Genomic DNA, 24,130 nt, shown 5'->3' on the forward strand with positions numbered 1-24,130 from the left:
GTATTCCTTTTATCATCAAGGCGTTCCACTTAAAGATTACTAGCCTTCACAAGCTTCAGCATTTCCGCATTTAAAAGCTCAAACTTGTAGAATCTCGATGTTTTTGTGTCTAATTTCTGTTCATCGGTTCTGCTATCGATGAACCATTCTTTTTCCATAATCCAGAGAAATGCACAACGTACAGATGTGGTTAGATCGTCTTTGCCTTCAAGGATACCAAAATCTGTTCTGATTCGTCTTTTCTGATCTTCGTCCCTATCAGGATGGATTCTCAATTGAAGAGGAAGAACTAAGTTCCATTCCTTGTCAGATTCTAGGCTTTCATGAGGCAATGCCTTGTATTCTTTATCATCAAAATGCTCAATTACTTCTTGGGCTCTAGAAAAATGGAAGTTCTTAAAGAATACGTTGCTTTCATCGCTCCGATGATAGCCTCTAAACATCCAGTTCACACCATCGTGCATCATCGCAAGTGGAATGATCGTACGTCTGTCATGATTATCACTGTTCTCTGAGCGATATTCGCAACTAATCGCGTATTTACCATTAATTGCTCTAGTTATTCTTGCTATAAATTTGGTTGAGAGTTTGTTTGGTACCCGACCTATTTTCTCAAATGGGATAGTCGCTTTAGCTGGCTGAGATAGCTTGTTCTTATTGAAGCCATTAGCAAGCATCCCCAATGCTGTTTCCGCATCTAAATTGATAAGAGGCTCATAGGTATCCCTAACAATAGCGTTAGCTCTAACACTTCTGTTGTACTCAATATTCTTGTCACAAACATTACTGTAATCTGCTAAAACTTTTGAAGCGGCAGCGTCGGATAAGTTAAACATCTCGCCGATGTCAGAACGTTTAACAATACCGGTAAAGCGCAGCATAAAGTCTATATATGCTAGACGATCTGCGTTATTTGTATGTTTATCTTTAAGTTCTTTGTAGGTAAGCATCGTCGGTGTTTCTCTCTATATATGTGATATAAATATTACTCTAGCATTCATTTTGAGTCTACTTTATAGGGCTTATTTTTCGTCTGTTCCATTTGTTAATGTTAATCTTATTTTATTTCACTTATAAAAATCAAACGTCACCATTGACGTGGTTATTTTTTGATCATACCATCGATCAAAGTTGGAGAATGGGTCTTCAACGGATAAAACGATAGGAGGTTGCTTATGGCAACTAACGGAAAAGTCGGTGATAACCGCCGCAATGGTGCTGTTCGTGAACGTTCACAAACTCAAACTGGTTCTGGCTATTGGGTTAAACGTGATGCAAACACTGGACGATTCATGGACGTCAAAAGTGACGGTAAACCATTTAAAGGAGTTAGAAAGGAAAAATAAAAAAGCACTTATCAGTTTGACTGAAAAGTGCTTTTCTTGTGAGGTGATTTATTTTTTCTGCGCCAACAGAACTAATAAGGCACAACACCTAGGTGTTTGTCCATTGAAGAACAGACTATCAACCTTTGAGAACGATGATAGTACCTTTCTTCAATGTTCACCTCAATATTACGAGCCGTTTCTTTAACAAAAATTTGAAGGAGCGACATGTTTTCCCCGGATTCGTCCCTGTATCCGGGGGAATGAATTTTATTGAGGTAACTACGAATGTGTAGAAAAGATCTACTAAACGACATTTCTAGTACTTTTCAGGAGCTCGGCTTTTCTGAAAGTATGTCTAATCAACCAATGACATACCAGCGTAATGTCAAATATCCGAGCATTTTCCCGGAGAAAAGTGACTATGCGCACTTTGTTGTACTTACGCCAATGCGTACAATTCAGGTTGTTGCCAAGTTTCAAGAATCCAGTGGTACTGCAATAGAGAAACTTGGCTATACCGTTATGGACGCTGCGAGATCTTCTTATGATGACTACTTAGTTGTTTGTGGCGGAAGTGAGTTGTTGAAACATGATCGAGCGATTGAGTTTTTGAATTCGTACCGTTCTTCAGCACCGAAACTAACAGCTGTCACAGTAGAAGAGCTAGCTTCTTTTATTGGACCAGATTTAGGCAGTCACGCTGCTTAAGTTAGAGTATAACATGATGTGTGCCACTATGGGCACACGTCCATGGTGATAAAAACAAAGGTATCAATGCTTAAGCTGAGATGGTGTACCTGCCGCCAAAGCCAGCTCTCTCAAATGTTTAAATGGGAATGGGTATACCGTTGCCTGCTTATGACGAATATGGAAAACTCTCATCATCTTAAGTAACTCCTCCGGGGTTTCTGCAGCGTCAGTCAAAATTCGTCTGATTCGGCAGAATCGAGGTAAGCTTTTGACGTTGTCTTTATCACCAACAAAATACAGCTTTTCTTCATCGTTATAGAAAAAACCTAGTGACGCCTCTATAAGCCCAGAGTCTTGCCCTTTCAATGACGCCGCTAGACGAAGTCCTTTTTCTTCGGCAACCCAATCGAAAAAGGTTTGTAGGCTACCCTTGTAGGCAATGGCGTTGTCTTTATCATTAAAAATCGCCTCTTTATACAAGGTCGTTGAGGCTGGATTTCGAAGTAGGAGCGTTTGCAAGCGATCTGCTACCATTTTAGGATTAACCACTTCAATATCACCTGCATTAAGTCGTTCGAGAAATTCTTCAACCCAAGTGCGCTTAATGCCGCTGGCGTAGCCGTCCGCAAGCTCACTCATTACTTTCGCTAACTGTTGATACTCAGGTAGTGCTACATACTTGGTATCTTCAAAAATAAAGGCATCACTCGACGCTAAATCAACAACAGCATGCTCATTGTTTTTAAGCTGCCGTGGTAAATCCAGCAGGAATAGATCTTGAGCTCTGCGTTCATCAACTCGTTCAAAGGAAAGCTTACCGCCATTTACGAGCAGGGTGTCATAGACTTTCGTGTTTCTATCTATTTGATGGCATAACACAAATAGCCAGTTTCCCTTAGGCCTAACCAGTAAGAGTTCACCATTCATCACTTCTAGTTTCACGAAAAGCTCTTTCTTACACGCTTCATACTGGGACTGTGACAGTTTTCCTTTTTTAATGAGGGTTTGAGGGTAAGCAGATTGAATGATCACATCCGTTTCGGCTCGCAATTGCTTATATGGATCAGGCAAGCCTCTCGATTCGTAGTAGTCTGGGTCATGGTGAATCGCTAGGTTCAATGTCTTGGGTTTGACATCCGCGGAATGAGTGACTCGAAATCCATCTTTTTCTAAAGCATGTTCCAGTTCAATACAATCGCAATCGGTTAGATTAACTATGTTAATTGGGTATTCTGTTAGTAGGTCATTGATGGCACGATAAGCCAACTTGATGTCCTGATCTTTGAATCGAGCACGATACTGGGGGGACAAGGTTTCAAATTCGATCTGCATATAATCAGAAAGATGGCGTTTGACGTCTTCCATAAACGTTGCCAACACACCCATTTTTGATCGCCAGTACTTACCCGGGTTCTTCGTATCTAACGAGACCATTTCCCCACTCATCCTTTTGTCACGATGTCTTTTCTTAATGTATTCCCCCTCTTGAGAACGAGTGAGTTCTTGAGTCCATTGGTCGAACTTCAACTTGGGTAAGTAGGTGCAATCACCATATAATTTGCCTTCAGCATTGGTGTGATAACTCACAGGAGTAAATGTGGCAGACACTATGTTCAATACGAGATGCTGTTTTTGCTCATACTCGATTTTTACTTCATAGGTTCGTAGTACATCAACCTTTCGCACAGGTTCAACATCACATAGATAATAAAGCCCAGCCCCTTCGGAGCACTTTTGGTGATCGCTTTGCAGTATCGGTAATGCACCGATGAGCAGTTTAGCCTTAGAACTGATCGCCATATCCGCTGAGGTTTGACGGGTAACCGCATAGTTAGAGTCATTGAGAGTGTGGGCTGCACCTTTTTCAACAAGTACGGCGTACCCATCCTGTGTCTTACAAAGAGACAATGGCTTTACCTCCTCGTAAATTGTCGTCACAGCCTTGCCATAAGCTTGCTTGCCTCTCAGATCACAGTTGATTTTAAAAAAATCAAAGCGCCCATCAATTTGCTCATCGTTAAATTGAACATTAATACGGTTTACCAAAATTTCTTTCGACACGTTAGTTACTCCTTTAGATGTCCAACCAGCGAGACAGAGCTGTAATTGAGTCTATATCGACACTACCATCATGCTTATTGATTAAACTCGGGATAGCGATAATTGATGACCCTACGTGGCTGGGCAATGAGTTAAAATCTGAATCGTAGTACGATACGGGTTCATCTCCTTGCTTAAGCATGTTACAGACCACTAGCTTGTTTAGTTCAAGTGCCGACAGCTTCTTACTCAAGTCAGCCATGGTTTTTTTACGTTCCTCATCTGGCAATGAGCGTACAGAGGCAAGATCCCAATGTTTAAAATCAATGAGAGCTTTGTTTCCTTCGCGAACAATAATTTCGTCAAACACCTCAAAGTGCTCAACCGGCAGAGATTCAAAGCTGAACTCATAATGTTTGAAGATAGCTTTACCGACTTCCTCCCCTAACGCTCCCAAATAAATGTTGATAAACATGGGAGGAGTTAGCACATAACGTGCATCTGGTGCCCATTGAGTTGCAAACCCCTTCGATTCAAAATGGGCCTTCGCAATTTCATTTCGCATAAAGATTGGTAGCAAGGAACGTAGCTCACTCACTCGCTTGATAGGGGCAACAGCCAGTTCAAAGAATCGATAGTCATCCGAATGCCGTTCATTCAAAGCAGGTGTGTAGCAATAACCACAGTCTTCTGGAGACTGGACGTAGTATTCCTCATAAGTAGGTGCTTCTACAGAGGCTGGCACCTTTAGCACGTTGTGTCTCAGCAACTGCCAGCCTTCAATATGATCAGAGTTTTGTTGTTCATTGATTCGATATAACATTCGTTCTATGGCGCCCAGAGAGCGACCCGTATGCAATATCGCTAAGTTTTGGCGATGTTTAGATTCTCGATCAACGGGGGTGTTTAACATGCCAAATTGTTGCTTGGCATAGGCAACAAGCTCTCGGTATTCATGAGAAAAGAGGGATACATCGCGCTCGTCTTTGGATAGCAACTGAACCAGTAATGAATCCGCAACGATATAGACTGACTCTCGTTTCATTTCAGTTCGAGCCGCCCGCCCAACGGCTTGCTCAATCACCCGAAAAATAGCATTGATACTATCGGTTGAATCTTTTTGGTAAAACTGACCCTTTAACTCTCTGCATAAGTTAAAGGGACTGCTGTGTGTCACAACTTTATGTGCCCATATGTTACTGCTTTTAGGGGGGAGTATGCCGGCTTGCTGCAACGCCATACCGTAACTTAAAAGCAATAAGCGATCGCTCGTGCGAGTCTCAGGTTTACCCTCGACTGAAATTAGATTAGTTGGTTCTTCAAGATACATGAAGTCGATATCGGTTCGTTCGCGACTTCGATGTCCCACATGTCTCAATGAATCATTTTCAAATCTGGGGTCAAACTTGTAATCCGGATTCTTCCCTGATGACATGGTTTGATACGCTGTAATGGCTATCACTTTTCCTGGCTGGTTCTCAAGGTGCGAAATAACCTCTTTATCAAATCGCCCTTGCTTAAGAAAATGTGCATTGATGCCAGTGACTACCTTTACGGGTGCTTGTATGTTTTCAGAAAGGTGTTTTCCATACCAGGTTAAAAACTTGCTTAAGTCACCTTTAATGCTGCGATTGAGCATACCAAGCATGTAGCGGTTATTGGGGCATTGTGCGAACCTTTGCATTGCCTCACACAGCTTGCTCAACCAGCTTAAATTGAAATCAATCTGCAGTTCGGTACATTGGAACAATGAACAATAAAGTAACTCTCTATTTTTGGCTTTAGGGTTCCACTGCCCAAGAAGATCTCGAATAAAGACATAATCGTGCTCTACATGACTAAGCACAATCTCAACCCCCCTCCCACTGTAATTGCGCTCACTCTCATAGTAAGTACGAATTGCACTGCGCTCAGACCGGGACAATCGAATAAAATTAGAACCCAAGCTTCGCTCCAGGTACTTTATGTCAAAATTATGGATGACAGAGGGGCATTCCGCGGTCGCACTAACTCCCAGAATACAGCACCCTGACTCTACCCACGCTGCCAACATACCAGTTGGAGACATGCTATAACCATGATGTTTGAACATGACCGAATCTTGAGCTTCCGGGAGTCGGTCCACTTCGATCATGCGTATGCCTCGAGTATGGTAGTTAGCCGCGCTTCTGCGAGGGCTAAATTTCCTACCAACTAGATAGTTTAACTGCTGATTCAATTGCTGACGCAGGCTATGAAGATTGAGCTGATCTAGAATGCTGGCTATCGCCTGTGATGAGGTTAACTGACGAAGCTCATATTCAGACATGTTCTTGGAGCGGTTCTCTCTGTACCGCTCTTCTGCTCGACGAACCAAAGAGTGGAATGTTCGATTGACCAGACGCTCAAGGCCACCAAGAAATTTAGGGAAGTCATTTTCTGCACGGTCTTCAAACTGGCCATAATGTGAGATCTCATGTTGTTGATGAGCATTGTTAAAACTGAATGCCAACCTTCCTTTTACGCTGGTAATGTGTGTCGTCATTGTGTCACTAAATAATAGGATCTCCTTGTTTTCTTTAATGACACTAGGATGCACATCGAAAGAGTACTGAAGCGACCATTTCTCAAAAAACTCTTTGACGTTATCAAGGTACTTTTCAAACATTTCCTCGATGCCATCGTACTGTGGTTTCGTACAGAGTTTCTGCTCTTTTAGATTGGAATGAATGGTACGTAGAGTCGCAAGTAAGTCCGTATCATTGGATGACACTAAATGCGTCAACATTTCCTGATGCTGCCGATCGACTTCATCAATTAATAACATGCTGTTACCAAGATGACTTGCGGGGTGAAACTTGCCTTTGGATTGCTGTAGCCCAAATAGAAACTTTTTGGTAGTCATGAATACAACCCGGGCGACACCAGTTTCTACTTTTACTCCCGGAATAAGTGCACTTAATAGCGCAACATTTCTTTCGGTCAAGGATACTGGTTTATCACCTAATTGTATTTTTTGAATGTGCCGTATGAGTGCTGAATAACATTCATTAGCAGTATCAGTAATGCGCTGAGTGAGGGTCATCTTTTGCGCTGCGGAGAGATTAACATTAAGCACGCTCTGTTCACTTCTCAGTTGATCAATGCTGTTCATTAACGCTGCATTTTTCTCAACCTCAAACAGAGTGAAAATTTTGTCCAGGGCATCATTTTTATGATCCAACATATCGAGTAACGAGCGGGAGTTTGAAGGTGCGTAAAGAAAACGCTCAATAACGGTGGCTTTTTGGATCTCATTGAGAAAGTTACTCTCTTTTACCCTTGTCACCAGATTGTTATAGGCTTCCAACACATTATCGACAGAATTGGTAATGTAGTAGATGGTCCTCGGTTCGTAGTCTTCGCTTAAAGTCAGTTCTTGCTCAATATCATCTAAAGTTGCTTTGATAATTAAAGACAACGTATTGTGCGTTTTACCCACACCGGTAGGAAAAGGCATTGGCATATAGCAACCTTCGGAAGAACCAATCACACGGGCCTCATAAAAAGTCTTTTCAAGTAACTCGTAAATGGGGTTTGTATCATCGAGCGAGGGAACCGTCCCGTGTGGAAACGCATTGATAAGACGCTGTGTACTGGCAGAAACTTGCTCTGTTGTCATCATTTAACCTTGAAAGAACTGTTTCATTCAATATATATGTAACTGATTGTGCAACACAATCACATATTCTTGGCTCTGTGCCCAACGCAGTATTTAGTTTCACACTTACACAAGTGTTCTTACGCTGGTGTCCTATTTGTTCATAGAGCGGCAAGTTATACGGGGTAGTGTTTTCTTCATGTGCTTCAATAAAAAGCAAATTGTTCAAGCACATTACCTTCAGGAGTATTATTTGGCCGCACATAGAATATATAATTTTCTAGAGCCATTCTGTAACCGTTCTCAGTAGCTTCAAAACTCAGTTCAGTCAAAGGCAGCCAGTAGAAATGCTAAGAGAACTTACTCCAACACAGTTTTGAGGCGTCCGGCCAAGCTCCTTTTCGATGTAAATTTTCTAATGTCAAAATTCGTAAATTTCGCACTCAGCTAAACTAATAAATAACTCTATAAATTCATTAGTATATAGTCGAACTGCTTCTCTACATTACCAAGTAATTCGCACCCAAATAAGTAATCAGAAGCACGTTTAGCTAATCACTAAACCTTGACCGAGTTTTGTATTCCCCAAAAAATGAGTTAGTAGGTAGGAGTAATAACCGTAAATTTAACCTCATTTACGGTTGAATCTGAATTTCCCAGAAAACTAGCATGAATGGCGGTAAGATTAACCGAAAATTTAATAAAATTTACGGTTGAATCAGGTGATTGGTGGTTAACGCTGGTATTTTTTCTTCAGCTTTTTTAGCTCTTCTGGATTGTTTTTCTCTAGCTCTTTTTCATATTCATCCATATGTTTCGAGAGCCAAATGTGAACGTTTTCCGAATAGAGAGTAAAAGCACCAATAGCTAAACTCAATGCGAATATTATACTTAGAAACAACATTCTAGTTCTCTCATCTGTTGTGCCGACGCGCTAGCTCGTGCTAGCTAACAACCCTATCAATTCATCAGTTGTAACTGTTATCCATGAACCATTTTCGTTTATAACATATACAGCAATACGATACTTGGATTAGTTCTAGTGGAGCAAAACCAGCTTGCCACTAATTGGAAAGAGTATGTAGGCAACTAGCAAGCCTCGACACATTTCCATGTTAAAATAATCTAATTACGCTTATTGTGTAAGTGTAGTTAGATTCGGAGGTATTTTAATGTTCAGTGCTGCTTATGAAATGCTTGGAGGTGACAAGCGCAAAGCTCAGAGCGTAATCGATAGTCTAAAAATTATTCGTCAAGGGCTTCCTGTTGAAATGCTGGATAGAGGAATGTTAACTCTTGATCTGACTAAGACAGATTACGCGAAAATTATTGGCGTTAATCTGCGTACTCTCCAGCGAAAAATGAAAGAGCCGAACGCAACGCTAAGCCCAACTGCCAGTGAACATGCTCTTATGCTTGCAGATATGGTCAAAGAAGCAGATGAGTATTTTGGTGATCATGATGCGACATTACGCTGGTTAAATAAACCCAGTTTGGTGTTTGAAAACGAAACACTACTTTCACTCTGTGACACAAAAACCGGTATCATTCTGGTGACAGAAGAGATCAATAAGTTGAAGTACGGATATACGGCTTAAATGGAAGTCTACCGATGGTCACAAAGCCACTTTTCTGACATAGCAGGGAAAGTTGGTCTGTTTGGTTCTGCGACATCGGTCCTTAGACGCACTATGATTGGGTACAAGCGTGTTAGTTCCAGTCAATGTAGCCTATCTCTGCCTCGCAAAGTAGGCTTCATCCGGAAAGAGATAGCCAATGACTCAACATATCAACCTGATTTTATGAGATAAAAGCATCTCAAGAAAAATCACCATACTTGATACGATTTAGTGCATCTAAAACGCGTTTTAAATCACCTTTAAGCACAACTTCTAGCGGAGTTAGACCAGATAGCGCTGGAATTGCGGAAGTTAACCATTCTGCTCTCAAACCATAGTCCTCAAACACATCCTCCATTTGCTCTTTTAAAGTAGGATGTTGTGAAAGAATGTACTCTATAGACTTCGACTGGGTATCATCCTCAAGTTCAACTTTGCGTAAAGTCCATGAGCCATCGTTATTGTCGAGCCATTCGATTTGATCGCCTTCTTCCCATTGTAATTCTTCTTGCAGTATTTCTGGAATGTTGAAGAAAGCTTCACCATCACAGGTCTTCTCAATTTTAACTTTCATTGCTGCTTAGAACCTTATTCTATTCACATGGTGATTTTATGACACGCTTACTCTAGTTTAGCAAAAACAGATTGCNCTTCTTGCAGTATTTCTGGAATGTTGAAGAAAGCTTCACCATCACAGGTCTTCTCAATTTTAACTTTCATTGCTGCTTAGAACCTTATTCTATTCACATGGTGATTTTATGACACGCTTACTCTAGTTTAGCAAAAACAGATTGCCACTGATTGGAACGAACATGCAACTAGCAAACTAAACATAAGTTACTTAAATTGCACTTTTAAATAATTTCTTATACAAGCATCACAAAAGTGAGTTATAGTGAACTTATATGTTAAGACGCCCCCAATAGTGACAAAAGTACATTAAAAGGCACTTATGAAAAAAGGTAAGATGGTAAAGGCACAACCTATGCCTGATTTGAATACCGAGTTCAGTATGGAAACGCTGGGGAGCGCCATTCGCTCTAAACGCACCGATAGAGGCTGGCGTATTGATGATCTCGCTTCAACAGCCAATTTATCTCGTAGGACAATCATGAAGATTGAAAAAGGCGATACCAGTGTCACCTTTGCCAATGTACTCGTGCTCATGGATATCTTAGGGCTGTCGTTACGCCTTATCGACATAAACCTATTTGTTCGTCCACATAACCAAATAACCTCCCAAGATGAAAATAGCGTCATAAGCAATGAGGATGGTTGGTATGAGTAAATTGCAACAGTTAGACGTGTTTATCGGCACGAATACCAAAATTGGTCGTTTGATTCTTCCTGTCGGAACAGAAACAGGGTTCACGTTCATCTATGAAGATGAATGGAAACACACTGGTTTTCCGATTTCTCCACACATCACTTTTGATGATCAGGCTTCGCCACGAAGTATCGAGAACTATCTCAGAAATCTACTTCCTGAAGGAGAAGCCTTTGAGGAGATGATAAAAAACNCGAAGTATCGAGAACTATCTCAGAAATCTACTTCCTGAAGGAGAAGCCTTTGAGGAGATGATAAAAAACACCACTATCTCCAAAAGCAATACGTTTGGGCTGATTCGTAAGCTTGGTGCGGAAACATCTGGCGCATTATCTTTTCGAGTCCCAAACTCAGAACCTGAGAAAACCAGCTTTAGAGCTGTCCCTGATAATGAACTAATAGAACGACTAGAGCGAAATTTAGCCCCATTAGTTTATTGGGACGGCAAGGTTCGCCTTTCGGTTGCCGGTGTGCAAAACAAGTTAAACTTACTTAAGCGCCGTGAGGAATGGGGGTTTGGTGAAGGAAAATTAAGTTCGAACTACATTCTGAAGTTTGAAAGCGGTAAAGCACCGTGTATTGCTGTTAATGAGTTCTTTTGCATGACATTAGCTAAGCTAGCAGGTTTGGACGTCGCTAATGTTGAGTTAACCCGTATTGGGAAGACTAGGGCACTGGTCATAGAGCGGTTCGATCGTGCCTATATCGCGACTCGTGATGTCGTTCAACGAAAACATGTGATTGATGGCTGTCAGGCAACTGACTTACCTCCAGGTTACAAATACGAGCGTCAGAATGGGGATGAAGGCGATGGCGTATATATGCGTGATGGCGTTTCTTTCCCACGCCTACTGTGCGTCAAAACCATAGACACGGTCATCACTAGCCTAAAGCTCACCCAATGGATGCTCTTTAATCTAGTAACGCTAAACTACGATGCCCACGGTAAAAATATTAGCTTCTTCGTCACCCCTAAAGGCCTGGAACTGACCCCTTTTTATGATTTAGTAAACATAGAAGCAATCGCTCAAGAGGGAGCAAAACGCAACTCACGAAGCGGTAAATTGTCTCCTGATGAGGGTCGTGCCGCCAGTATCCCTCAATATTTTGCAATGTCGATTGGAGATTGGGAAAGCGAAGACTTTCAAAATCCTCCAAAAGGTAACTTCCAATGCCCTATTACCAGCTATGATCTAGCTGAGTTTGCCGCTTTGCTCGGCTATTCAGGAACCAAAATGGCTTCTATAATTGTAGCAACCGTTGGTGCTATAAAGAATGCCTTGAAGGAAACGATTGGACTTACCGAAGCTCAAGGAATCGATGATGGAGAGCGTGAACATATAGAACTATGTGTATCACTCATTCATACAGAATGTGACAACTTGCTAGCTCAAGCTGACAGTGTGCCAGAAATGAGCGAACTTCTTTAATGGCAATTTCTGTGTGTGGGGGCGCATTTTATAAGCCATATTTGGACAAAAGCTTGTTAGCACATTTGCTAAATCAGTTATTAATGAATTACGACAGCTATGGAAAAAGGAAAAGAGCCACTGTTAGGTTCGATAGCAATAGAGAGAGCGAAGTCGCCCCTACAAGGCCAAGTAAGCAATCCCATAACAAATAGTCTACATACAGCGGGCTTTCTATCGAATAACGAACCAATCCAATTACTTTTTTTCTTTTTGTTTTACATTCCACAAGAAATGACTTGGATTAGCAGTGAGTTTTGATTTGTAGTCGCTATGTGATTTTATTCCACTAAGCCCTGCTATGCCAGTAGCAATCAAACTTGCCCCGCCAGTCACGACACTAAGACCTAAACCCGCTACGGCAATTACTGCTTCAGCAAGATGGGTGTTTTGGATGTGCTTAATTTGAGGTGCGATCTGGCGCATCTGTACTTCGAATAGTTCATGCTGAGTATCTTCGATAATTGCTTTCACACGACTAAGGTTAGCTTCATGCCTTGCTTCACGCAGCCCTTTTTCTAATTCAGCACGGAATGACTGGAATGCTTCACCATCGTTGTTTCGGATAGACATCAAATCAGCAGAGGACACTTGCTCCAAGAATGGCACGTCCATCTGTAGCGCACAATTTAATGTATTGGCTTGAATATCCGCACTACCGACATTCATGTTAAGCAGATTGCTTTCGAATGGATGTTCCGTACCAAACATGCAGCCAAGGTATTCAGATAACGCTATGCGTTTACTTAGTTCAATGAAGTGATTTCGTGCGGTTTGATTTACAGATTGATTTACCCAAGCATCAAAATCAGGTTTACTGGGTGGCACAGAGGACTTCTTTTGAATGATGGTGAATACGTTTTCTTTATCAGTCGGTTCAAATTTTGTTGGGTTTAATACATAACCCATAGCGAAGCCACTTTCCATACCTTGAAAATGAATGCTGATGTTTCTACATGGATACAGATCTCGCATTACGAGCATTCGTCCATTATCGTTTTGAACACTTCGAACATCTGCACTAGCTTTGTACTGTTCTAAGATGTTTGGAGGTAAGCAATCTTCAAATCCAACATCTGAGTAGAGCAGTGGTACTTCAGCACCCTTCTCAAGTTCAAAAGTAACCGGGTACAGTTTGACGTAACCACCTGATACTAACGGACGCAATTCAATCAGTCGAACCGCTGCTTTAGCTAGTTTTTGGCGGTCTACTTTTGGGGTTGACGCCATACCCATAAATGATGTCAGGGCTTCTGTAGCTTGGGTTCTAAAGTCCGTTAGTTCAAATACTGGATCTGCAACTACAGCTTCTTCGAGATACAGTGCAGCCTGTTTTAGATGAGAAGTATGAGACAGGGTATCAGTTGCCAAGCAACTAACCACACCGTTAGATTTCACTGCATCACGTATTTCAGGCAGCACCTTTAAGCAGTACTCACGATACTTGATAAGTTCCTGTTCTAGTACAGCGTCTGACAAACCACTGTAAAACCTAGTTACGAGTGTTCTATCGAGTAGCAATGAATCATTTAAGTAGTCGTATACGTAGCTTCCCATCGTTTCTAAATCCGTGTTAATAAGTCTTCTGTATTCTATCTAGTTTCGAGTGCTACGTAATTGAGTTTAAAAGTCCATGCTCTAACTCGACGAGGTTAGTGTCTGCGACAAAGTGCGAAGCACTGAGGGTTTTAACTAGCATCAATTCTTCCCAAACATTAACCCAATGGAATATATTGCGTTATTCCATTGGCTATAGCTACCCCCAAGACATTACACAGATAAGAAAAAGTCGGACGAATCACCTCACTGTGATTAGTGAGGTTTAGCGTTACTAGAAAGGAAAGGGGCATCTTTGATTCTGACTGATTTGTGCAACAGGCTGTGCACAATTAGAAGATTGGAGTTATTGCAAAAAATGCAACAACTGAGGTTTTCCTCGAAACCTTAGTAATTGATACTAGAAAAGGATGTATCCAAGTGTTAAGCCCACAACCATTATGATGATACTGGTTAATGTCATATTGTTGTCGACCCATTCATCAAGCTTACTCATTCGAAGTTCCCCTTTCTTTGCTAATCATGTCAAAACCATGTTCAACACCATAAATTACTTCACGTAAGAGTGCCTTATTTGGTGAGTTCAAATTAGCAATGACTCGACCAATTTCATTTGCTAAATCGCAAAGCTCAATATCCCCGTCAGGAAGACTATCTAGAGCTGACATGAGTTCTGAAATGAAGGTATGTCGATTCACCAAATTTGAACCAGCCTCATCAAAAGCCTCATTTCGGTCAGCCATGAAATCATCGGTAACCCGTTCGACTTCGTCGGCGAAAGATATCCAATCTGGCTTTGTTTCGGTCAACTTTTTCTTGCTCATCGCATACAACCTGGCAGGAGATTTAGATTAGTTGCAGTATAGCAAAATCAGCTAGACTGCCGTTAGAGCGAATGCGCTGAAACAAATTTCGGGGCAAATATGTCGCTTCGTCGTGTACCTAGCAACACTAGTGCAGATCAATCTGGAACAAAACTGTGAGTACCTTTTGCAAAGAATAAAATGCTTTTAGGTGCCCCTTCGGGCTAAGTTTGTGGTTCCTTTTGTCTGCATTTTCCGCGTGGGCAACTATAATCCCAAGTCTCAACCTTGCGTCACGAAACCACCATCTACTGCAACTCTCAGCTCAAAAGGTCAACAGACTCTAGTGATTACAGCCAAAAAATGAGTTATTTTACATTGTATTAGAGTGATCAATTCGTTCAAATTCTCATATCATATTGCACCATAGAAAGTTCATAGCACTGATTTTCACTTGGAGTCTATCAACATACATCATCGTATGTCGGAGTTTGTGTTGATACCTCTAGATACATATTAGTAGTTCAAATGAATCGATTATTTTTTTGGCTCAATTTGGAAGTAACTTTCAAAAGGCCTTGTTTATACATCTTCTTAGCTATCAATAGTTTGGGACTAAAAATTGAATTATGTTAATTGGGAATGATGCCTATTTGGACCCTAGGAGTAGTGGAACTTTTCTCTGTTGGAGATTTACCACAAAAAATGGGCAAACAAGAAAGGCTGAAGAAAAACTGACAAACGAAACTTTGAATAAATCAAAGCTAGTGTTTCAAGGTAAAAAAGAGCCTGTAATGGCCATTCGAGTCAAAAGCCAAGACGGTTATAAAGCGGTTGACCTACTTCCAGCGTCATTGCCATTGGATCAAACGCTTTGCATCGAGTCAATGGAAGAAAAGGCCGAAAAGATACTTATAACTCTTAAATCGCCTCACAAGCAATGGCAAATTTTAATTCAACCCTCAGACCCTTTTTGCAAATATCTTTGGCTGCTTGAAACCGATATCCCAATTCAAGTACAACTGGTTAAAGGAAAAGATCGATTTCGTCTGAAATTACTGGGGTCAGAAGTTCCAAAGTCACTATCTGGAACTCTTGGTAAATTCACAGCAACAAAGTTTGGCTATGAAGCATGGATGGAGAGCTATCTGGGTGGGAAGAGCATTAGTGTTCCTTGTTCCTTGGCTAAACAAGTGTGCTGGTCCAATTGTATTGATTCCTTCCTCAATCCTGAGAGCACAACACTATCAGCAACCGTATCATGGTCAGAAAAATACAAACAGTATCAGGTCTCACACATTGAGCCACTGTTAAAGCCTGGAATACACCGTTTCGAGTTTATGAGCTACAGTACAAACTCAGGCAGACAGTTTTTAAAGCTAGTTTCTGACTGTCAGGAACTAGCGGGCATCCAATTCAGCGCTTTTTATCCGCAGTTCGCTCCACAAATTGAGTCTTTCCAGCGATCTAGCACACATCCCATTTTCTTAAACGTGGATATCCTCGAAGATGGCGACAATCTTCAGTTGAATCTTATGAACTTTGACGTACCTCCTGAGCTGTCACTAACAGGAAAAATATCCGCTGTATCAAGTGAGGGAGCATTAGAGCAAGCCCAATCGATGTACCAAATAGAAGTGCTCGGTTTAGGTGGTGTCAAATTAACCATGCTCTCAAAGCTGAAGATCCCTGCAGATATCGAACTCACTTCAGCAGCATCTCAGCATGAAGTACCCATCAAATTCTCACCGGATAAGTTAAGCCTACTAATCGGGCTCTCGCGTAATGAAGGTACAGAAATAAAAGGGACTTTTTATTCAATTGGCTTTTCAAAGGACTTACCCGATTACGCCCTCTTCACACAGAAAGTACAGGCAAACACCTTTGCCTTCCGTATTCATATGAGTGAACTTCATCGATTTGGTATTGCACGCATTCAAAAACGAAAACAAATAGAGCTTACACTCATCAGCCATAAACCACCTTCAGGCAAAGGTCTTGAGTGGAAAATCGCTGAGATCCATAACATGGAAAACTTAGTGAGTGGATTAAAACTCGCTGAAACAATCACTTCAAAAAGTACTCATGTAATAAGGAACTGGTCTGCAATGCAGCCCAGTCCATCGGTAGAGCTCTGTGATCTTTCTTCCTTTTACTACCATGGCGGTGCTCTAGCAGCTGTATCGGTTGACTCTGCCGTCTATTTTTTGTTGCCCCTCTCCGCGTCGCTTCTTTCCAAGAAAGGAATTTTCCACCTTAAAGAAGACGAAGAACTTTCTACATCGTTTCAAATCAGCCTAGACCGAAAAGCGAGGAAGTATGTTTTGGCATGCTCTGACTTAGATGAAAATAGAATTTCGAGCAATCAAACTCAGTATTCTGAACTTAAGTACATTGGGCAACACAAAGAGAAAGAAAACACGCTCATGTTCAAAGTAACCAAGTCAGAAAGTAGTGGTCCTGCTGTTAATAGTGAGATCAGCTACACGCTGAGAGAAAAAGAAAAAATACCTTTTAAGTCAATCCTTAATCAAAAGGAAGTGAGATTTACTGTTGTAACAAAACAGTTCCGAGGTAAAAACTATATTGCCCAATTTTCAAGAGTAGACATAGGCCAGTAATCATGAAAAAACACAGATACCTTAATCTGCTTAAAAACCTATGTACGCTTCCCAAGTTTGAAGATTTACAGATATTGAAAGGCACAAGACATAAAGGTGTTCTTGCAAAAGAGATTGAAGTTCACGGTGTATTCAACCTACCAGATGAGCCGAGACTGCTGGAAGAGTTTATAAAAAAAACAACAGCAAAGAACCAATATTCGCCTAAACCACCTATCTATATTGTCTATCAGCTGTTCATGGAAGATCTGAATGAGGCGATTCCTTTTCTAGCAATTCCAACAACCATAGATCGTCTAGATACAGACGCCAGTTTTTGTTCTCTAAAACCAGCACTGACACTACCGATTTTGTTTAACTCCTCTTATCTTCGCCATAAAGAGAAACCAACACCTGATCGAGTGCTTGGTGATGGCGAGCAATACACCCAGTTTCGATTAAAAAATCCACCACCAGAGACAGATAGCTGGTCAAAATGGCATGATCATGGTGAGCGGATCTGCCAAGCGACAACTGGAGTCTCTATTGACGATTTAGCGCCTTATCTTGCCAAGCGTATTGATACGGAATGTCGCCTTGACGTAGCTATAGCATCATTTTCTGCTGGAGATACGAGCTCAATAAAAGCCGTCTTGGAGTTATATGAATCGTTAGATGCGTCTAATCAACAGAGTCCACTTCTTGCCGCGATATCCGCTCATGAGCAAGGGAAACCAACATCCCCCACCCAAGACGATACGCTAGCAGAAGATATATTGACCCACCCTGACTATCTATTGGGACACATGGATGAACAGCTTTCAGAGAGCCTTGCATCAAGAACAGATAGAGAAATGTTCGCTTTGGACAACTCTCAACGCCTCGTTGTCCATAAGTTGTCTCAGTGCCTTGCTGGTGATGCTCTCGCGGTAAATGGCCCTCCCGGGTCAGGGAAAACAGCAATGTTGAAGGCGGTGGTTGCCAACCAATGGGTTCTTGCGGCTTGGCAACGCAAGCCCTGCCCGATAACAATAGCCGTAGGCGCCACTAACCAATCAGTGACAAATGTAATTGGCGCGTTTCCTAAAGTCCTTTATCAAGGGGATGAAAATCCCGACTCATGCCTTTTGCACTTTAAACGTTGGATACCGCACGCTGAAAGTTATGGCACTTACTTTCCTTCATCTTCTGAAAGGGAAAAAATAAATGAAAGTGGGCGTGATAATGATTACGTTCTTGGGGCAATAAGCAAAAACGACGAGCCATCCGTTTTTTGTTGGCAAGGTAAAGATGCTCCGCTCTCTGAATACGAACAGTTAGCAAGCTTGAAGTCAACATACCAAGAGCATGCATGTGCTTTTTTTCAAGAAGACTTTGATGATATGCACGAAAAGATCGTTGATGCATGCCATAAAAAGCTATCTGTAGTTTGTGAAGCAATTGTGTCTTTACTTAAGGCACTCCCTCGTCATAAGAGAGATATCAACTGGTTATATAAAGTGTGTAAAGTATACAATCTTGTACCCGATATTCAGGCTCAAGAGGCCCACAGCAGCAGGGAGCAAGCTCATCAAACGGCGGGTAAACTGCTAACAATATGTGGAAACGATAGAAAAGCACAGGTAGACGTATTATCTGAGGTACTTCGTGAACGAATCTCAGATAACGCGATTATCCTATCCTCTCTGCCAGATAGGGACTTTAACCTCCTATGTGATGACGCTTTCACTTTACTCTTTGATCGATTACTCGATGTCACCTTACGTCCTGAAGCCTTTCACCTAGCGGCTAGATATTGGGAAGGTGTATATCTTTCTGAGAGCTCTTCATCACTCCTGATATCTCGTACAGAAGCCAATGTGGAACAAGGGTTACGACGATTATCGATGTTGACGCCTTGCCTCGTCGCAACACTCAACACAGCCCCGAGGTTATTTGCATTACAAAAAGCAAGCGCTGCTTCAAAGCAGCATTTCCTCCTCGGCCAGGCCGACTTACTAATCATGGATGAAAGTGGACAAGCACAACAGCGCCTCGCAATGCCTTTACTCTCACTGGCAAAAAATGCACTTGTCGTCGGAGATGTCGATCAGCTCCAGCCAGTAATAACAGATGTTTCATTGGGTGATGAAGCATATGCTTATTCCACGCATGGTTACTCCAACAAAGAGTTCATGCATGCTTACGCACACAATATGACAACGGGACGCGGAAGTATGCTAAGTATTATGCGCCGAGCGTCTCGTTTCTCGCATCAAGGACATGGTCTCATGCTAAGGGGACATTACCGTTGCCAAACCAACATCATCCAGTTTTGCAATGAGGTGGTTTATGACAACAAGCTCATGTTCTTACCTCATAACAGTAAAGAGCGGGGGCCCTTACACTCTTTTTCATGGGTCAATTCAGACTTCAAAAATGCTCGAAAAGGTACATCAAGATACAGTGTTGGGGAGGCAAAGCTGATCGCTGAGTTTATATTGAAAAAATGGGAAGAAATATTTCATTTCTATCGAGAGAAAGACCAGAAAAAGAATAAACCTGTGCGAACTGCTTCAGAACTGATTGCTATTGTCACCCCTTTTAAGGCGCAAGCCGAGCAGTTAAAGAAAACACTCATTGAACATGTGACAGCCAAATCTGTTGAAATGGAGGGGCTCGATAAATGTGAGGTAGAAGACATGGTTATTGGGACCGTCGACTCCCTCCAAGGTGCAGAAAAACCCATAGTCATATTCAGTGGCGTTCATGGTGCGAGCGAAAATGGTACTCCTTATTTTGACGAACAGCCTTTTTTACTCAACGTGGCAGTTTCCAGAGCTCAAGACTGTTTTGTGGCTTTTATCTGTGAGAAAACATACGGGGTCGGGTCATCCAAGCAACTTCCTATTCAAAAACGCAGTTCAGCACGTAGTCTAGGATACTACCTTGGACATGCAGAACATGAGCCTGGAGGTTTACGTAGATGTACACGTCTATTTCCAAAGCGACTCGTTATAATCGAAGCAGCAGGCAAAAAGAAGGTGCTATCAGAGTATCTAGGACAAGAATACCTGGTCTTGGACACCCAAGGCTCCATCACTGAATATGAAGAATCATCAAGGTCACTGGAATATTTATTTAAATCAGGGTTTAAACCTCGTTTTAAGCTTCGTGAACATGCTGGTTTGCTCCTTTCTAGTATCACAGAGCAAGCACCTATGGTGGATGAAATTATTCTCGCCACAGATGCGGACTACGTTGGAGAAACTATCGCGTGGCATTTGTACATGCAGTTTCGCGATATGCCGGATGTTCAGAACAAGATGACTAGAGTGCGATTGGGCGCAATGACCAAGGAAACAATATCGGAAGCGTTTGACCTGCAAAGTGTCGCTCAATTGGATAAGAAAGTAGCATTATTAGGAGAAAGAGAGCGGCAAGCCGCGATCTGTGAATACCGCACCACACGCGAAAAGATCAATCATAACGTAGTCAGGGCGGAGTTGTTCCGAGAGTTAGCCGATACAATTATCACCGCACTTTGTCGTGACATAAAAGGCAGTAACGAAGACAAACAACTCAAGCAAAGGCTTTTAGAACATGAACTCATTAGTCCTCAAGAATGCAAAATACGGCCGGAAGCAATGGGACGTGTTCGGCTGGGCATTTTAGATATATTGCTTCGCGATGCGATGCAAAAGCATCAAATCACCGACAAAGGCGAGCCAAAAGTTGTATTAACAGCCGCAGGGCGCGAAATAAATGGAAAGCTTACTGGCACCTGCAAAGATAGTATCACGACATTACTAGGCAAGCTTGCGTCAGCAAGAGAGAAAACTGGAACGATGTCCATCGCGGGAGACCCGGGGAAATGGCGATTTGTACATCCATCCGAAAGTTCAGACATAATCTTACCAGCTCCCGGCGTATCAACCATGGAAGTCATACGTTATGCGCATAAAAATCATAAGCTGGAGCCTGCGACAACAATGCGTATTCTTCAAGCCCTCTACATGGGAGATTTCTAGTGAAAAATAGTGCACACGACGATATTCGTTTAACAATTTCCAGTGACGATATTCCTAAATTTGCTACATTGCTTGCGACAACCCGTTTTGGGCAACAAAATGATGCCATCAACCTTGTGTCGTTGATTGATTCACTCGGTAAAGCAAACGGCATCGGAGAGGCTACGATACAAAACATCACCATCGAGCTGGTCAATGTCAAAGCCGAAATCAAGCTGTCCTTTAATATGTATGCACTGCAAGACCCTGGATGGTTGCAGTTATTTGAAAGTGAAGAACGTGAATTCAATACACAAGATGAAATTTCTGCACTTTGCTCTGCGTTGGCATCGCGACAGTTCTCGCTGAGCTTCTCTCCACAAGAGTTCTCCGGGATGTCATTTTCATCCCTTTTAGAGAATCTGGACCTTTTCACTATTGGACGTCCTTCATCTTTGCCTTCCGTGTTATCAGACCTAGTTAAGCTTAGAATGATCGAGCTAGACAGCCATTCAGATGAAGTGAAATTGACCTCTTGCGGTCTAGACACACTTACGGCAATTAAATCTTCACATCCAAAAATTGCCTCAGGTGATTTATCCGTTTTAATGACCTGTCTCCAGCAACAAATTGAAAGCGGGAAAGTAGATATTGAAAACGCCCTAGCTAAACTGCTGTCAACTATTACCGTTATCGAACAGCCTCATATGTATACTCAAGGTATGTGGCATGATATAGATGAACTCTACAACCATGACGAAGATGACAAGGTCGTACAACAAAAAGAAGGCATTATAAAATACAGTATGGAGGCGCAGTGGTGACAAGTATCATCACCTATCCTCGCACTGATGGGGAGCAAAGAGCAGAGAGAGATATTTATCAGTTGGAACGCTGGATAAATACTATGTTAGGCACTCTTTCCGCTGAAAGCATCAGCTCATTATTAGCGTTGGTAGAAAGAATTGGCTGGAATAGTTTACCTCCTCGTTTGAAAGCGCGGTTATTGCCTCTACTTCGACAAACTATGTACAGAGTCAACGATGAGAGTAGCTATGTGGACGCTGAATCATTTGAGTCTGCTCAGGATGATATCTGTGTCCTAGGTGACAAAGTAGATAGACGGGAAGCTGAGTTTTATACCCTCACGCAAAAGCAAGGTCTTGAACCATTTTCATTGCGCGGTGTCTGTTACCGTCTATATGCCATGAAAAAGGCGATCAATGAAGAAGGTTATACGCCTAAATACAATGACTTGGAACTTAAGAGCATGGCAGAGTCCGGCTCTGTTTCGAACGAACGTTATCAACTGAGGTTTATGGAGAGTAGGTTTCTTCGAAACGATGATACTGGGGGGGCGGGAATGCTAGGGCGTGAAATGTCAGGACAGACAGGAGAAGGAGCGCAGTACTGGACCACGACATTCGATCAAATCGAAGACTCTGACACTGACCCCAAGCTCATCGCAGGTAAGCTTGGACTCGAGTTAAATCAAAACGCAGAGTATGCGTTAATCGCAGTTGATGTAAACAAAGCCGCAACAATCACTAATATTGAAAGTGTATCAGCCACTTTCTCAAATGTAGGCAACTTTGCTGTTCGAGAATTTCCTCAATTGTTTAACAAAGACTTTGTGACGAATACTATGAATGATGAATTTCAAGCTCGTTATGCTTCATCGGTGGGAGAGGCTATACAACAAGGTATATTAAGGTGGTCTTCAGATGAGGAATCATTTAGACATTTCTTGGCGATTAAAAATACTGACCAAGAAACGACGTCCTTAATGTTAAATAGAATGAGAATGCATGCAGCCATAGGTAACAACGAGCACTTTACAGGTGATGGGTTGACGAAAAACTTAATTGAAGGCACTGATAACAAATCTGGCGCAGTAGAGTTGCTCAACTTCGAGAGACGAACAGTCAACCTGAATGAATACAAGGCATGTGGTGCACTGAAAATCATCAAAGAGAAGTTGTAATGAAGTCATACCCTTTGTCTCCATCACTACCTAAAATTTTGGACCCAGCAGCACTTCCTTCTGGTGTTTCAGAACTTGGACAAATTGTTGATACCTCTAACTTTAATCAGCGATTTGTTTTTTACAAAAATAATGGTTTTTTATCGATTGTTGAGATTGATCAGCGAACCCTCCCCAATGGTACAGAGATGCTAGCGCTGTATCAGAGTGACTTTCCCAGTGACTTGTTAACTTGGCTTCCAAACACACTAGCTTTGTTTCGCCAACCCCCAGGCACTAGCCCACACTCGAAGATGATGACATCTGAGGAATGCATTGATGGCGAAATGCTAGCTATATCCCGGGATGTGGCAGCAGGCGGTTCAGGTCGCCCAGGGTATAGTGTTTACAACTTTTCACGCGCTCATCACGATAGTTACGGCCTAATGAAAATAACGTGGATGGAGAATTTTCTCTATCAAGGTGGATTGCTGGATTTCATCGAAGGGATTGACTTTACATAAGTCGTCATAACATTAAGCATCTGATCGTTGGGTAGCAGTAGAGAAAAGCCATATTGCCTATCTACCCCAGCTACTTTTATATTGACCAAAGTCGTTTGTTATATGCTTATTCTTCAGTATCACCAAATCGGATTTCATCTGATACATTAATGCAATCTATAGAATTTTGAATTCTCATAAAACATTTCAAAAGTTCTTTGGTTTCATACTCAATCGTATCCTGTCTACTTTTATGATAGAAATCTAGAAACTCGCTACTATTCATTACATTTTCTGTACAGTAGGTTTCCATCATTTGCTTTAGCTTTGATACTTCAGGAGCTTTACCTTTTACAAAAACTCGACCCTTTACAGGAATATCGTAAACTCGACGAGCTTTACCTTCGTGCTCAATAGCCAGCGAAACTATTGAGCCTGATTTTTCAACTGTAAATTTCATTTATTACACATCATTTCAGCTTGTTAAGGCTATATTTCAACACAATCACATAACGCCCAATTAAAGTATAAGTCACGCTAACACCACACATAACTGGGCCACCGTAGACACTGAACTTGACTCAAAACCAATATCACAAGTGTGAGGATCTGTCTGTTAGCAT

General features: G+C 41.8%; 16 protein-coding genes and 1 pseudogene. 10 read left to right on the forward strand and 7 right to left on the reverse strand.

Features of this window, described 5'->3' with window-relative positions; genetic code table 11:
* Positions 1-29 precede the first annotated feature (29 nt).
* Complete coding sequence (locus L1D31_RS13215; RefSeq protein ID WP_038156625.1) at positions 30-950, reverse strand: WYL domain-containing protein; 921 nt, start codon at positions 948-950, stop codon at positions 30-32.
* Between the two features lie 225 nt (positions 951-1,175).
* Here L1D31_RS13215 and L1D31_RS13220 point away from each other — a divergent pair, with 225 nt between their 5' ends.
* Complete coding sequence (locus tag L1D31_RS13220; protein ID WP_200876929.1) at positions 1,176-1,346, forward strand: hypothetical protein; 171 nt, start codon at positions 1,176-1,178, stop codon at positions 1,344-1,346.
* 267 nt (positions 1,347-1,613) lie between these two features.
* Positions 1,614-2,036, forward strand: coding sequence for a PD-(D/E)XK nuclease superfamily protein (locus L1D31_RS13225; RefSeq protein ID WP_038156627.1), 423 nt, complete (start codon positions 1,614-1,616; stop codon positions 2,034-2,036).
* 63 nt (positions 2,037-2,099) lie between these two features.
* On the opposite strand, the gene L1D31_RS13230 is transcribed toward L1D31_RS13225, so the two are convergent.
* The gene (locus L1D31_RS13230; protein ID WP_239837570.1) at positions 2,100-4,079 is read right to left on the reverse strand and encodes a hypothetical protein; all 1,980 of its coding nucleotides are present in this window, start codon (positions 4,077-4,079) and stop codon (positions 2,100-2,102) included.
* Positions 4,080-4,092: 13 nt separating this feature from the next.
* Entirely contained in the window at positions 4,093-7,698 is a 3,606-nt protein-coding gene (locus L1D31_RS13235; protein WP_239837571.1) for a hypothetical protein, read from the reverse strand.
* A gap of 1,151 nt (positions 7,699-8,849) precedes the next feature.
* On the opposite strand from L1D31_RS13235, the gene L1D31_RS13240 reads away from it, so the two are divergent.
* On the forward strand, positions 8,850-9,275 hold the full coding sequence (locus tag L1D31_RS13240; RefSeq protein ID WP_038161246.1) for an antitoxin Xre-like helix-turn-helix domain-containing protein: 426 nt from the start codon (positions 8,850-8,852) through the stop codon (positions 9,273-9,275).
* A gap of 220 nt (positions 9,276-9,495) precedes the next feature.
* Here the strand turns inward: L1D31_RS13240 and L1D31_RS13245 are convergent, their stop codons facing one another.
* Complete coding sequence (locus L1D31_RS13245) at positions 9,496-9,870, reverse strand: MbcA/ParS/Xre antitoxin family protein (RefSeq protein WP_038161244.1); 375 nt, start codon at positions 9,868-9,870, stop codon at positions 9,496-9,498.
* 378 nt (positions 9,871-10,248) lie between these two features.
* Here L1D31_RS13245 and L1D31_RS13250 point away from each other — a divergent pair, with 378 nt between their 5' ends.
* Together L1D31_RS13250 and L1D31_RS13255 are read left to right on the forward strand one after the other, a co-directional pair.
* The gene (locus L1D31_RS13250; protein WP_038161240.1) at positions 10,249-10,584 is read left to right on the forward strand and encodes a helix-turn-helix domain-containing protein; all 336 of its coding nucleotides are present in this window, start codon (positions 10,249-10,251) and stop codon (positions 10,582-10,584) included.
* Positions 10,577-12,053: pseudogene (locus L1D31_RS13255) on the forward strand (HipA domain-containing protein). Before L1D31_RS13250 ends, L1D31_RS13255 begins: the two are co-directional and overlap by 8 nt.
* A 237-nt stretch (positions 12,054-12,290) precedes the next feature.
* Here L1D31_RS13255 and L1D31_RS13260 read toward each other — a convergent pair.
* Positions 12,291-13,649, reverse strand: a complete 1,359-nt coding sequence (locus tag L1D31_RS13260) for a hypothetical protein (RefSeq protein ID WP_239837572.1) — start codon at positions 13,647-13,649, stop codon at positions 12,291-12,293.
* A gap of 488 nt (positions 13,650-14,137) precedes the next feature.
* Complete coding sequence (locus L1D31_RS13265; protein ID WP_239837573.1) at positions 14,138-14,473, reverse strand: hypothetical protein; 336 nt, start codon at positions 14,471-14,473, stop codon at positions 14,138-14,140.
* Positions 14,474-15,339: 866 nt separating this feature from the next.
* On the opposite strand from L1D31_RS13265, the gene L1D31_RS13270 reads away from it, so the two are divergent.
* The 5 genes from L1D31_RS13270 to L1D31_RS13290 are packed head-to-tail and all read left to right on the forward strand — an operon-like array spanning position 15,340 to position 23,528.
* Entirely contained in the window at positions 15,340-17,073 is a 1,734-nt protein-coding gene (locus tag L1D31_RS13270) for a hypothetical protein (protein ID WP_239837574.1), read from the forward strand.
* Positions 17,074-17,075: 2 nt separating this feature from the next.
* Complete coding sequence (locus tag L1D31_RS13275; RefSeq protein ID WP_239837575.1) at positions 17,076-21,062, forward strand: AAA domain-containing protein; 3,987 nt, start codon at positions 17,076-17,078, stop codon at positions 21,060-21,062.
* On the forward strand, positions 21,062-21,865 hold the full coding sequence (locus tag L1D31_RS13280) for a hypothetical protein (protein ID WP_038161223.1): 804 nt from the start codon (positions 21,062-21,064) through the stop codon (positions 21,863-21,865). Before L1D31_RS13275 ends, L1D31_RS13280 begins: the two co-directional genes overlap by 1 nt.
* Positions 21,859-23,025 (forward strand): hypothetical protein, encoded by a 1,167-nt coding sequence (locus tag L1D31_RS13285; RefSeq protein WP_239837576.1) that lies wholly within the window; start codon positions 21,859-21,861, stop codon positions 23,023-23,025. The genes L1D31_RS13280 and L1D31_RS13285 overlap by 7 nt, the downstream gene beginning before the upstream one ends.
* Entirely contained in the window at positions 23,025-23,528 is a 504-nt protein-coding gene (locus L1D31_RS13290; RefSeq protein WP_239837577.1) for a hypothetical protein, read from the forward strand. The genes L1D31_RS13285 and L1D31_RS13290 overlap by 1 nt, the downstream gene beginning before the upstream one ends.
* A gap of 106 nt (positions 23,529-23,634) precedes the next feature.
* Here the strand turns inward: L1D31_RS13290 and L1D31_RS13295 are convergent, their stop codons facing one another.
* Positions 23,635-23,967 (reverse strand): hypothetical protein, encoded by a 333-nt coding sequence (locus tag L1D31_RS13295; RefSeq protein WP_239837578.1) that lies wholly within the window; start codon positions 23,965-23,967, stop codon positions 23,635-23,637.
* Positions 23,968-24,130: the final 163 nt, after the last annotated feature.

Source organism: Vibrio sp. Isolate23 (genome assembly GCF_022398095.1).
Taxonomy (GTDB): Bacteria; Pseudomonadota; Gammaproteobacteria; order Enterobacterales; family Vibrionaceae; genus Vibrio; species Vibrio coralliilyticus_A.

Coding starts and splice junctions, on each gene's coding strand:
- L1D31_RS13215 (WP_038156625.1), bottom strand. CDS start 950: ATGCTTACCTACAAAGAACTTAAAGATAAACATACAAATAACGCAGAT.
- L1D31_RS13220 (WP_200876929.1), top strand. CDS start 1,176: ATGGCAACTAACGGAAAAGTCGGTGATAACCGCCGCAATGGTGCTGTT.
- L1D31_RS13225 (WP_038156627.1), top strand. CDS start 1,614: ATGTGTAGAAAAGATCTACTAAACGACATTTCTAGTACTTTTCAGGAG.
- L1D31_RS13235 (WP_239837571.1), bottom strand. CDS start 7,698: ATGACAACAGAGCAAGTTTCTGCCAGTACACAGCGTCTTATCAATGCG.
- L1D31_RS13240 (WP_038161246.1), top strand. CDS start 8,850: ATGTTCAGTGCTGCTTATGAAATGCTTGGAGGTGACAAGCGCAAAGCT.
- L1D31_RS13245 (WP_038161244.1), bottom strand. CDS start 9,870: ATGAAAGTTAAAATTGAGAAGACCTGTGATGGTGAAGCTTTCTTCAAC.
- L1D31_RS13250 (WP_038161240.1), top strand. CDS start 10,249: ATGAAAAAAGGTAAGATGGTAAAGGCACAACCTATGCCTGATTTGAAT.
- L1D31_RS13260 (WP_239837572.1), bottom strand. CDS start 13,649: ATGGGAAGCTACGTATACGACTACTTAAATGATTCATTGCTACTCGAT.
- L1D31_RS13265 (WP_239837573.1), bottom strand. CDS start 14,473: ATGAGCAAGAAAAAGTTGACCGAAACAAAGCCAGATTGGATATCTTTC.
- L1D31_RS13270 (WP_239837574.1), top strand. CDS start 15,340: ATGGAAGAAAAGGCCGAAAAGATACTTATAACTCTTAAATCGCCTCAC.
- L1D31_RS13275 (WP_239837575.1), top strand. CDS start 17,076: ATGAAAAAACACAGATACCTTAATCTGCTTAAAAACCTATGTACGCTT.
- L1D31_RS13290 (WP_239837577.1), top strand. CDS start 23,025: ATGAAGTCATACCCTTTGTCTCCATCACTACCTAAAATTTTGGACCCA.
- L1D31_RS13295 (WP_239837578.1), bottom strand. CDS start 23,967: ATGAAATTTACAGTTGAAAAATCAGGCTCAATAGTTTCGCTGGCTATT.